Genomic DNA, 12,025 nt, shown 5'->3' with positions numbered 1-12,025 from the left:
TCAGCCCACTGCTGCGGTGTTCTTCGGGGCCCGCTTGCGCGAGGCCACCGACTTCACCGCAGTAGTGGCTTTCGCGGTTCCCGACTTCGGGGATGCCGGGGACTTTCCCGAACTGGATTTCGCCGATCTGGCCGACTTGGTCTTGCGGGCGGGTGCCGCTTCGAGAACGCTGTCGAGGAACTTTCCGGTGTAACTCTCGGGCACCTTGGCCACTTCTTCGGGGGTGCCCTGCGCCACCACGGTGCCACCGCCGGATCCACCTTCCGGCCCCATGTCGACCACCCAGTCCGAGGTCTTGATCACGTCGAGATTGTGCTCGATGACGATGACGGTGTTGCCCTTGTCGACCAACCCGTTGACGACCCCCAGCAGCTTGCGGATGTCCTCGAAGTGCAGACCCGTCGTGGGCTCGTCGAGGATGTACACCGTGCGCCCCGTCGACCGCTTCTGAAGTTCCGCAGCGAGCTTCACCCGCTGTGCCTCACCACCGGACAACGTCGGTGCCGGCTGGCCGAGGCGCACATATCCGAGGCCGACCTCCACCAGCGTCTTCAGGTAGCGGTGAATCGAGGTGATCGGCTGGAAGAACTCTGCAGCCTCCTCGATGGGCATGTCGAGTACCTCGGCGATGGTCTTGCCCTTGTAGTGCACTTCGAGGGTCTCCCGGTTGTACCGCGCGCCGTGGCATACCTCGCACGGGACGTAGACGTCGGGCAGGAAGTTCATCTCGATCTTCAGGGTGCCGTCACCGGAGCAGGCCTCGCACCGACCGCCCTTGACGTTGAACGAGAATCGGCCGGGTTGGTATCCGCGCACCTTCGCCTCCGTCGTGGACGCGAAGAGGGTGCGGATCTTGTCGAACACACCGGTATACGTGGCGGCGTTGGATCGCGGGGTGCGTCCGATCGGCGACTGGTCGACCTGCACCAGCTTGTCGAGTTGGTCGAGCCCGTTGATACGTGTGTGACGACCGGGCACCTGCCGCGCACCGTTGAGTTTGTTCGCCATGACGGTGGCAAGGATGTCGTTGACGAGCGTCGACTTGCCGGAGCCGGATACTCCGGTAACCGCCGTGAGCACACCCAGCGGGAAGCTCACATCGATGCCGCCCAGGTTGTGTTCGCGCGCGCCGACGACAGTGACCTGCCGCTTGCGGTCCACAGGACGCCGAATGGCGGGAACCTCGATGTGGCTGCGGCCCGACAGGTAGGCGCCGGTCAGCGACTCCGCACACTCGAGCAGCTCCTCGTAGGGACCACTGTGGACGACCTTTCCCCCGTGTTCACCGGCGAGCGGGCCGATGTCGACGACCCAGTCCGACGTGCGGATGGTGTCCTCGTCGTGCTCCACCACGATGAGAGTGTTTCCGAGGTCGCGCAGACGCGTGAGGGTCTCGATCAGACGCCGATTGTCGCGCTGATGCAAGCCGATGGACGGCTCGTCGAGTACGTACAGCACACCCACCAGGCCGGAGCCGATCTGGGTGGCGAGCCGGATGCGCTGCGCTTCCCCACCGGACAGCGTGCCGGCGGCACGCGCGAGGGAAAGGTATTCGAGCCCGACGTCGAGGAGGAATCCGAGACGAGCCTGAACTTCCTTCAGCACCTGACCGGCGATCGCTTCCTCACGGCTGCCCAGCGTGAGGCTGTTGAGGAAATCGGCACAATCGGAGATCGACAGCTCGCACACTTCGGCGATCGACTTCTGGCCGAACTTCTCGCTCGCGATCGTGACGGACAGAATTTCCGGACGCAAGCGTGCGCCGGCACACGCGGGACACGGTGTGTCGCGCATGTAGCCGTCGTACCGCTCCTTCATCTGATCCGACTCCGTCTGGTCGAGGCGCCGGTGCAGGAACGGCATGACGCCTTCGAACTCGGCGTAGTAGGAACGGGTACGCCCGTACCGGTTCTTGTACCGGACGTGCACCTGCTCCTCACTTCCCTCGAGGATGGCTCGCCGCGCTTTCGCCGGAAGCTTGTTCCACGGGGTCTTCATGTCGAAACCGAGGATGTCGCCCAAGCCGGACAGCAGCCGCCCGAAGTACTCGGAACTCTGCCCCATCGACCAGGGTGCGATGGCACCGTCCTGGAGCGACAACTCGGGATCCGGCACCACCAGGTCGGGATCGACTTCCTTGCGGATGCCGAGACCCGTGCATTCCGGGCAGGCACCGTACGGGGAATTGAACGAGAAGGAACGCGGCTCGAGGTCGTCGATGGACAGGGCATGTCCGTTGGGGCACGCGAGTTTCTCCGAGAAACGGCGTTCGCGGTCGGCGGCATTCTCTTCGCGATCGACGAAGTCGAGCACGACGATGCCCTCGGCAAGTCGCAGTGCCGTCTCAACGGAATCCGTGAGGCGCTGCTTGGAGCTGGCCTTGACGGTGAGACGGTCGACGACCACCTCGATGTCGTGCTTTTCCTGCTTCTTCAACTTGGGGGGATCCGTGAGCGGATACACCACGCCGTCCACCCGGACACGCGAGTAGCCCTGCACGTTCAGCTGGTCGAAGAGGTCGACGAACTCACCCTTGCGGGTGCGGATCACCGGAGCGAGTACCTGGAAGCGGATGCCCTCTTCCATGTCGAGCACCTGGTCCACGATCTGCTGCGGCGTCTGCCGGGCGATCTGCTCACCACACACCGGGCAGTGGGCCGTGCCTGCCCGCGCGTAGAGGAGGCGGAGGTAGTCGTAGACCTCGGTGATCGTGCCCACGGTGGAACGCGGGTTCCGGTTGGTCGACTTCTGGTCGATGGACACGGCGGGCGACAAGCCTTCGATGAAGTCGACATCCGGCTTGTCCATCTGACCGAGGAACTGGCGTGCGTACGCCGACAGCGACTCGACGTAGCGTCGCTGGCCCTCGGCGAAGATCGTGTCGAACGCCAAACTCGACTTACCCGAGCCCGACAATCCGGTGAACACGATCAGGCTGTCGCGGGGTAGATCGAGATCGACCCCTCGCAGATTGTGCTCACGGGCACCCCGCACGATAAGGCGATCCGCCACTCCAATTCCCTTCATTGTTCGACAGCCGAGGACGCTGCGCGTTCGTCGGGTCCTCCAGCCGTGCCATGGTAAGGCGGCCCACCGACACGTTCTGCCGGATGGATGGCCGCCTGCCACTCACCTGCCTCTATTCGACGGTAGCCTCCCCACCATGACCGAGCAGCCCATGGTGATAGAAGACTCGTATACCGGCCACGTCTCCCCCGGCTCGGCGCCTCGGCGCCGCACCGTTCCCGGCGCCACGATCACGAAAATGTCCGTCGGCCCCATGGACAACAACGTGTACCTCGTCGTCTGTTCCACAACGGGGAAGTCAGTCCTGATCGACGCCGCCAACGAGGCCGAACGCGTCGAGCAGTTGATCCGCGAACACGCACCGTCCCTGGAACTCATCGTGACGACTCACCAGCACGGCGACCATTGGCTCGCCCTCGACGCGGTCACTGCCGCGACCGGAGTGCCCACGGCCGCCCACCCCCTCGATGCGGAGGCACTTCCGGTCCCGCCCGATCGCCTCCTCGAGGACGGCGACACGGTGTCCGTCGGTGACGTCACCTTCGAAGTGATCCACCTGGCCGGCCACACCCCCGGTTCCATCGCACTGGCATTTGCCGAGGCCGGTGACGGACGCACCCACCTGTTCACCGGCGACTCCCTCTTTCCTGGCGGAGTGGGCAAAACCGCTGACGCGGACATGTTCGCGTCGTTGCTGAGCGATGTCGAGGAGAAGTTGTTCGCCCGCTACCCGGACGACACCGTCGTCTACCCCGGGCACGGCGACGACACCACGCTCGGCGCCGAGCGTCCGCACCTCGGCGAGTGGCGCGAACGCGGTTGGTGAGCCCCTCGACTGGGTACTGGGGAAGAGGCAGCCGGTCGGAACGACAAGACCGTCGTACCCAGTACGGCTGCCTCGAACTCTCGTTAGTGTGAAGCGGGAGAAACTCGATGATTGGGAGGCTAGGAATGCTTGTCCGTCGTATCGCTCGCCCACTGCTGTCGGCCGTGTTCATCAGCGGAGGGATCGATGCACTTCGAAATCCGGCACCTAGGGCCGAGGCCGCAGGACCGCTGATCGACAAGTCAACCGAAACCCTTCCTGAGTCCGTCACTCAGAAGATCCCATCCGATCCGGAGACGTTGATCAAGATCAACGCCGCCGTGCAGATCGGCGGTGGTGTTCTGCTCGCCACGGGCAAGGCGCCTCGTCTCGCATCGCTGGCGCTGGCCGGATCCCTGGTTCCCACGACGTTGGCGGGACACGCCTTCTGGAACGAAACCGACCCGGCGGCCAAGGCTGCCCAGCGCACCCAGTTCGTGAAGAACGTCAGTTTGCTCGGTGGTCTGCTGATCGCAGCCGTCGACACCGAGGGCAAGCCGTCGCTGGGGTGGCGTGGACGCCGCGCCGCGCGGGCCGCCCAGGCCAGTGTGGCGGCTGCGCTTCCACTCGGGTCGAGCGACGACCATCACGGACCTGAGATCGCCGAGGCTCTGTCCGCCGCGGCCGAGCGAGCCCGGGTGCTCTCCGAGGAAGCCGCAGAGCGTGGTTCCGGTCTGTTGGAGATCGCCAAGGAAAGAGTGACCCCCCTCGCGAAGGTCGCAGCCGAACGCGGCTCGGAGTGGGTCGACGTCGCGAAGGACCGCGGTTCGGAGTGGGTGGACGTCGCGAAAGACCGCGGCCCCGTCCTGGCCGAACTCGCTCGCGAAAAGGGTGCCGACTGGGCGACGGTGGCCGCGGAGCGCGGCGAGGTTGCCGGCAAGGCTGCCCGCAAGCAGGCAGAAATCGCGCGTAAGCAGGCGGAAATCGCCCGCGAGAAAGCGGAGATCGCTTTGGAGAAGGCGCGCGCCAAGAAGATCGACCTGGCGCACTGACTCACGCTGCGGCGTCGAAAGCCGTCGCAGACGATCGTGATCGGCCCCGGAGATTGCCCTGACCTGCGACATCGGCGGGAGCACTCCGGGGCCGACTAGACTGTCCAGGCACTTTTGCAGCCGCACAAAATCTGCAGCCGAACCAGTCAAGGAGACCTCTTGCCCGACGAGGACACGTCACACGACGAGCGCGAGCTCGAGCAGCAGTACGTGACGATGCTCTACCACCGACTGGACGCGCTTCGCGACTACGCGGCCACCCGGTTGAGCCGCGTTCTGCTCGAGACCGGCGGCACGCCGCAGGCGCGTAGTGAGCGGGAGTCGTTCAACCAGCTCTACACCGAGGACCTCGCCAAGTACGACGCCGCCGAAAACGGTCTCTGTTTCGGGAAAATCGACCTGGAGGATGAGCACCGATACATCGGACGTCTCGGCATCCTCGACGAGGAGAACGACTACGAGACCATGCTGCTCGACTGGCGTGCGCCGCTGGCGCGCCCGTTCTATCTCGCGACCCCCGCCGCACCTGATGGTGTGACGCGACGCCGCCACATCCGTACCCGAAGCCGCCGAGTGACGGCCGTCAACGACGAGTACCTGGACCTCGCGGCCGCGGAGGCCGCCGGGACCGTCACCGGTTCCGACGGGGTCGCAGGCGAGAGCGCCCTGCTCGCGGCGTTGAACGCGGCCCGCACCGGACAGATGAACGACATCGTCGAGACGATCCAGGGTGAGCAGGACGCCATCATCAGGTCCGAGCACAAGAGCGTGCTCGTGGTGCAGGGTGGTCCGGGTACAGGAAAGACCGCTGTGGCCCTGCACCGCGCCGCCTACCTCCTGTACACGTACCGTCAGCAGCTCGCAAAAGCCGGCGTCCTCATCATCGGCCCGAACGCCACGTTCCTGGACTACATCGGTCAGGTCCTGCCGTCGCTGGGTGAGACGGGTGTGCTGCTCTCCACTATCGGCGACCTCTATCCCGGTGTCCGCGCCACGCGCGAGGACAGCCTGGAGGCCGGCGCGATCAAGGGTTCCCTCGACATCCTCGACGTGTTGAAGAAGGCTGTACGCGACAGGCAAGAAGTGCCGGCGCGGCCGATCGAACTGAGCTTCGACAGCTATCGGATCACGTTGGATCGCAAGGTGGTGACGCGTGCCCGTGGCCGGGCGCGGTCGTCACGGCGTCCCCACAACCTGGCCAGGCCAATTTTCGTCGCGGCCGTGATCGAGGCCCTCGCCCAGCAACTCGCGGATACGCTCGGCGCCAACGTCGTCGACGGTGGCAACCTCCTCAGTCGGGAGGATATCGCCGACATGCGCGACGAGATGCGTGAAGACCCCGACATACTGGGGGCGATCGGCGCATTGTGGCCGGAGCTGACTCCGCAGCGGGTACTGGCCGAACTGTTCGCGTCGTCGAAACGCCTGGCCGACGCCGCGCCCCAGCTGACAGAGGGTCAACGAGCAGCGCTGCACCGCCCGGACGCCCGTGGATTCAGCGCCACCGACGCACCGCTGCTCGACGAACTCGCCGAACTCCTCGGAGTGGACGACGCCGCCGAACGTGAACGGGCACGCCGGCAGTGGCGGGCTCAGATCGCCGACGCGCAAGGAGCACTCGACATTCTCACCGGTTCGGCGCCGCAGGATCTCGAGGACGAGTTGGATCCCGAAATTCTGATGGCCTACGACCTGATCGATGCAAGCCAGCTCGCCGAGAGGCACGACGTGGGTGCCCATCAGACGACGGCCGAGCGTGCGGCCGGCGACCGTACCTGGACCTACGGGCATGTGATCGTCGACGAAGCACAGGAGCTCTCGGAGATGGCCTGGCGCATGCTGATGCGTCGTATCCCGAATCGATGGATGACCCTGGTCGGTGACACTGCCCAAACGGGTGACCCGGCCGGCACGTCGTCCTGGCAGCGGATATTGGAACCGTACGTGGCCCAACGCTGGAAGCTGACGGAGCTGACCGTCAACTACCGCACCCCGGCCGAGATCATGACAACGGCGCGGCGTGTGCTCGCCGAGATCGACGCCGAGCAGACGGTGCCGCGCTCCGTCCGGGAATCTGGATTCATGCCGTGGTCGATGAATGTTGCCGCCTCGGACGTGGCCGACACGGTCCGTGCCTGTGTTTCAGAGGAAACCGGTCCGGGCACCACCGCCGTGATCGGGAACCATGAGCTCGTGGCGGCCCTCGCGGATCTTCACTCCGACTCCGTCAGCGTCCTTACCGTGAAGGACGCCAAGGGACTGGAGTTCGACTCGGTACTGATCGTCGAGCCACAGAGCATCGTCGACGAGTCGCCGCGGGGTATGAACGACCTCTATGTCGCCCTCACCCGCGCCACTCAGCGTCTCGGGGTCGTCCACGCGCAGCCCCTGCCGGTGGCGCTGTCCGATCTGGCACCGGCAGTGGTGGCGAATCCGTCGTGATGTCGATCGGGCGCGCTCTGCTGATGGGGTGCGCACTCACCCTCGGATCGATGACACTCAGCGCGTGCTCGCAGGCCACCGCCGCCGACGACGCGTCGGCGAGCGCGGCAGCGACGACAGCCACGCCCAGCCACCTCGACGCCCGCGGATTGCGGTATCAGCAGACATTGATCGATGCCGGAATCCCAGCGATGCCGGCGGATACCGTCATTGCCATCGCCAACGGCATCTGTGGGCAACTGTCCCGAGGAACCGATGAGGCGACCATCATGACGCACTTGATGCCGATGGCGCAGTTCGCCTCGGCCGCAGCCGATACGCATTTGACCACCGAACAGGTGGCGCGGGTGTATCTCGGAGCAGCCGAGGCGAACTACTGCTGACTGATCAGGTGCCGCTCAGCGGACCGTGTGGACGATCAGAACGTCGGACGTGGACTTGCGGGCTGCATCCGAGGGAACGGAGCCGAGCAGTCGTCCGGTCAAAGTGTTGAGGCCACGGTTTCCGATCACGAGAAGACCGCCGTCGACCTCGTCGACCAACGCCAGCAGGGACTCCACGGGCGCACCCACGACTGCGCGTTCCACGACATCTTTGGCCCCGCCGGCGTGGGCGCGCTCCTTGGCGGTACGGAGAATGTCATATGTCGGCGCAGAGCCGGTGATCTGGTAGGCCTCGTCGCCCAGTGCGTCGGCCGCATGGCCGACTTCCTTGGGATCAGCCGGATAGTACGCACACGCGATGATCAGCTTGGCGCCGGCGTCGCCCGCAATGGCTGCGGCCTTCTCGACGGCCCGAAACGACGACTCGGAGCCATCGGTTCCGACGACAACGGTCCGGTAGGCGCTCATTCAATCCTCCATGTCTGCGGTGGTCATTTGGCCGGGGCCCGCACACTTCGTGTCCAGACCCAGCGGCCACTGCGCTGACCCTAGCGGTATCGGTGCTCGCATAGGGGTATTTGCAGCACAAGCCACAGCGCACCGACCCCATACATGATCAGTCACACTGCTCCGATCTCCACGTCTGTGACCTCCCCCGACGAGAAATCAGTTCGCGGTGCGGACTTTCGGTCCGAACACGCCCGGCGGAAACACTCCCGCCGCCACGACGGTGTCGCGCCACGGCGTCGCCAGCTCGACCACGCGTGCTGCACCGTCCTCACCGAGCGCCGCCCACGGGGCGAGCGCAACATCATCGGTGAGATCCTCGATCAGATTCCGCAAGTCTTCGCCGTTCGCGGTGAGTTCGCCACGGGCATCGAGGATTTCGCGATCACGCAGGCTGTCGCAGGCAGTGTTCCATTGCTCCTCGCTCCAGCCCCGACGGGTCAACGCGAACTTCTTCTGGAACCCGAAGCCCGTCGCGGTGTGGGTAATCAGTGACTCGAGTCCACTCAGAGCAGCAGTCTGCAACGCCGCGATGTGCCCGTCGCCGCGGTACTCACGCAGCAACGTCAGTGCGTGCCAGAAAATGAGATGAGGCGACGACGGCCAGTCCAGCGACGCATAGCCGGCGTACAGCGGCCTTCCCTCAACGCCTGGGATGCCCCGGGCCGCGGTCGAGAGCAGGTCGGCCGCCTCTGCCATCTCGGGTGATGTGATGACGGACTCGCCCAACAGACGAACGTACGCCTCGCCGACCCCACAGTATCGAGCCTCGATGATGGCCGACGGCGCAGCCATTGCCCACGCCCTCGGGATAGTCGCACCGACCGCGTCCGGGCTGAAATTGAAGAACGTGGCGGTGACGACACCGGCATTCACCGCACCCATGGGAGCCGCACGACCGGCGAAGTAGCCCATCCGGCCTCGCTCCAGACCCACCTCAACCAGTCGTTCTCCAACCTCGGGAACGAAGTAGCTCAGAGAATGAAGCGACTCCAAGGATCGAGCCGCTCGACCAGCGCTGTGTGCATCCATGGGTCAGACGGTACTGCCTCGACTACTTCAGGCCTGCGGCGTCCATCCCGCGCAGCTCCTTCTTCAAGTCGGCAATCTCGTCGCGTAATCGCCCTGCCAGCTCGAACTGGAGGTCGCGTGCCGCGTTCATCATTTGATCCGTCAATTCCTTGACGAGGTCGGCCAGCTCGGCCCTCGGCATCGACTTGGTGTCCCGGCCTTCGTAGACGCCCGCACTGACCGCGCGGCCGGCTTCACCCTGCGCGCGGCGACCACGCGAGGCGTTGCGGCCGGAACCACCGACGTCGACACCGGCAGCCGTGTCCTCGGCCTCCTCGTACACCTGATCGAGGATGTCTGCGATCTTCTTGCGCAGAGGTTGCGGGTCGACCCCCATCTTCTTGTTGTATGCGATCTGCTTTTCGCGGCGCCGCTCCGTCTCCTCGATCGCGTGCTGCATCGAGTCGGTGATCTTGTCGGCATACATGTGAACCTGGCCGGACACGTTACGAGCTGCGCGACCGATCGTCTGGATGAGACTCGTCGAGCTGCGCAGGAAGCCTTCCTTGTCGGCGTCGAGGATCGCTACCAAGGACACTTCCGGCAGGTCGAGCCCCTCACGGAGGAGGTTGATGCCTACGAGCACGTCGTACTCGCCGAGTCGCAACTGACGGAGCAGTTCGACACGACGCAGCGTGTCGATGTCCGAGTGCAGGTACCGGACACGGATGCCGAGTTCGAGAAGGTAGTCGGTGAGGTCCTCCGACATCTTCTTCGTCAACGTCGTGACGAGTACCCGCTCGTCCCGGTCGGCTCGCTCGCGGATCTCGTGGACCAGGTCGTCGATCTGCCCCTTGGTCGGCTTGACCACAACCTGCGGGTCGACCAGGCCGGTCGGACGGATCACCTGCTCGACGAACTCACCGCCCGCCTGGCCCAGCTCGTACTTGCCGGGTGTGGCCGACAGATACACCGTCTGCCCGATGCGCTGGGTGAATTCTTCCCAGGTGAGCGGTCTGTTGTCGGTGGCCGACGGTAGCCGGAATCCGAACTCGACGAGATTCCTCTTTCGGGACATGTCGCCCTCGTACATCGCACCGATCTGAGGCACGGTGACGTGCGACTCGTCGATGACGAGCAGGAAGTCCTCGGGGAAGTAATCGATGAGAGTGGCGGGTGCGGTACCCGCGCCGCGACCGTCGATGTGCCGCGAGTAGTTCTCGATACCGGAGCAGAAACCCACCTGCTTGATCATCTCGAGGTCGTACTGGGTGCGCATTCGCAGCCGCTGCGCCTCGAGCAGCTTTCCCCGATTCTCGAGGTCGGCGAGTCGTTCCTCGAGTTCGGCTTCGATGTCCTTGACCGCCCGCTCCATCCGCTCGGGACCCGCAACGTAGTGGGTGGCCGGGAAGATGCGCACCGAGTCGACCTGACGGACGACGTCGCCGGTGAGGGGATGCAGGTAGTACAGCGCCTCGATCTCGTCACCGAAGAACTCGATGCGGACGGCCAGTTCCTCGTACGAGGGAATGATCTCGACGGTGTCTCCCCTCACCCGGAAGGAACCGCGGGTGAAGGCCAGGTCGTTGCGCGTGTACTGGACATCGACGAGAAGTCGGAGGAGTGCGTCGCGCGGAACCTCGACACCGACTTCGAGTTGCACCGACCGGTCGAGATACGACTGGGGAGTTCCCAGGCCATAGATACAGGACACCGAGGCCACGACCACTACGTCACGGCGGGAGAGCAGGCTGGACGTCGCGGAATGGCGAAGCCGCTCGACGTCGTCGTTGACCGACGAGTCCTTCTCGATATAGGTGTCGGTCTGCGCGATGTACGCTTCGGGCTGGTAATAGTCGTAGTACGAAACGAAGTACTCGACAGCATTGTGGGGCAGCATGTCGCGCAGTTCGTTGGCGAGCTGAGCTGCGAGAGTCTTGTTGGGCGCCATGACCAGTGTGGGGCGCTGCACTTTCTCGATGAGCCACGCCGTGGTGGCGGACTTACCGGTACCGGTGGCGCCGAGCAGGACCACGTCCTTCTCGCCCGCGTTGATCCGCTTCTCGAGTTCTGCGATGGCCGCCGGCTGGTCACCCGCCGGTTTGTGATCGCTGACGACCTCGAACCGCGCCTCCGACCGTTCGATCTCACCGATGGGACGGAACTCGGAATGTGCTACCACCGGGTGCTCGGATGCAAACGCCATGTCACCAGGGTAAGCGCAGGGACCGACACGGTCCCGACGTGCTCCGGCGGCATCGAAGTGCCGTAGGTTTCCCCTCATGGAAGGCGCTGCTCACCCGCACCCACCCAAGATCGAGTATTTCGATCTTCGCAATCGCACCAACACCGACCCGAAAGGGTTCGTCCGTCCGGTCGAGCACTTCCGCGTCGAGCCGTGGGGGCTGTACATGGCGAGGACCGCCGACCACCGGCAGTTCGACTACCTCGAGTCCTGGCTCCTTCCCGACCTGGGACTCCGGGCGTCCATATTCCATTTCCGACCGGAGCATCGGCGGGACCAAGACCACTACGTCGACATCGGCGTGTTCACCCGCGGCGACGACGTCTGGACGTCGGAGGACCACTACCTCGATCTCGTGGTGCGCACCGGGCGCGACGCCGAACTACTCGATGTGGACGAGTTGATGGAGGCGCACAGCGCCGGCCTGCTCGACACGGCCACGGCCGAGGCGGCGATCAACACCGCCGTCGCCGCCATCGAGGGTTTGGCCACGCATGGATACGACCTCGGGCGGTGGCTGGCGTCGCTCGGAATGCCGATCGGCTGGCGGTGA

Annotated in this window: 9 protein-coding genes; 5 read left to right on the top strand and 4 right to left on the bottom strand. The window is 64.9% G+C overall.

Annotated elements, in window-relative coordinates; all coding sequences use genetic code 11:
* Entirely contained in the window at positions 1 to 3,012 is a 3,012-nt protein-coding gene (gene uvrA / locus NOF53_RS08300; RefSeq protein ID WP_255967154.1) for an excinuclease ABC subunit UvrA, read from the bottom strand.
* 151 nt (positions 3,013 to 3,163) lie between these two features.
* Between uvrA and NOF53_RS08295 the strand changes: the two genes are divergently transcribed.
* From NOF53_RS08295 to NOF53_RS08280, 4 genes are all read left to right on the top strand, one after another.
* On the top strand, positions 3,164 to 3,853 hold the full coding sequence (locus NOF53_RS08295; protein ID WP_255967152.1) for an MBL fold metallo-hydrolase: 690 nt from the start codon (positions 3,164 to 3,166) through the stop codon (positions 3,851 to 3,853).
* 125 nt (positions 3,854 to 3,978) lie between these two features.
* Positions 3,979 to 4,884: a DoxX family protein gene (locus tag NOF53_RS08290; RefSeq protein WP_255967150.1), complete on the top strand. Its 906-nt coding sequence runs from the start codon at positions 3,979 to 3,981 to the stop codon at positions 4,882 to 4,884.
* A 159-nt stretch (positions 4,885 to 5,043) separates the two neighbouring features.
* Positions 5,044 to 7,326: a HelD family protein gene (locus NOF53_RS08285; RefSeq protein ID WP_255967148.1), complete on the top strand. Its 2,283-nt coding sequence runs from the start codon at positions 5,044 to 5,046 to the stop codon at positions 7,324 to 7,326.
* Between the two features lie 50 nt (positions 7,327 to 7,376).
* Positions 7,377 to 7,709 (top strand): DUF732 domain-containing protein, encoded by a 333-nt coding sequence (locus NOF53_RS08280; protein WP_255967147.1) that lies wholly within the window; start codon positions 7,377 to 7,379, stop codon positions 7,707 to 7,709.
* A gap of 15 nt (positions 7,710 to 7,724) precedes the next feature.
* Here the strand turns inward: NOF53_RS08280 and NOF53_RS08275 are convergent, their stop codons facing one another.
* The 3 genes from NOF53_RS08275 to uvrB all read right to left on the bottom strand — a co-directional run bounded on the left by NOF53_RS08275 (position 7,725) and on the right by uvrB (position 11,433).
* A complete protein-coding gene (locus NOF53_RS08275; protein WP_255967146.1) occupies positions 7,725 to 8,177 on the bottom strand; it encodes a universal stress protein in 453 nt (150 codons plus the stop codon).
* Positions 8,178 to 8,375: 198 nt separating this feature from the next.
* A complete protein-coding gene (locus tag NOF53_RS08270; RefSeq protein ID WP_255967144.1) occupies positions 8,376 to 9,248 on the bottom strand; it encodes an SCO6745 family protein in 873 nt (290 codons plus the stop codon).
* A 22-nt stretch (positions 9,249 to 9,270) separates the two neighbouring features.
* Positions 9,271 to 11,433 (bottom strand): excinuclease ABC subunit UvrB, encoded by a 2,163-nt coding sequence (uvrB, locus tag NOF53_RS08265; RefSeq protein ID WP_255967142.1) that lies wholly within the window; start codon positions 11,431 to 11,433, stop codon positions 9,271 to 9,273.
* A 76-nt stretch (positions 11,434 to 11,509) separates the two neighbouring features.
* On the opposite strand from uvrB, the gene NOF53_RS08260 reads away from it, so the two are divergent.
* On the top strand, positions 11,510 to 12,025 hold the full coding sequence (locus tag NOF53_RS08260; RefSeq protein ID WP_255967140.1) for a ribonuclease FAU-1 family protein: 516 nt from the start codon (positions 11,510 to 11,512) through the stop codon (positions 12,023 to 12,025).

The sequence above is a fragment of the Rhodococcus tibetensis genome (assembly GCF_024438035.1).
GTDB lineage: Bacteria > Actinomycetota > Actinomycetes > Mycobacteriales > Mycobacteriaceae > Rhodococcus_F > Rhodococcus_F tibetensis.
Note: the sequence above shows the minus strand (reverse complement) of the source record. Positions and strands in the feature narration are given on the sequence as shown.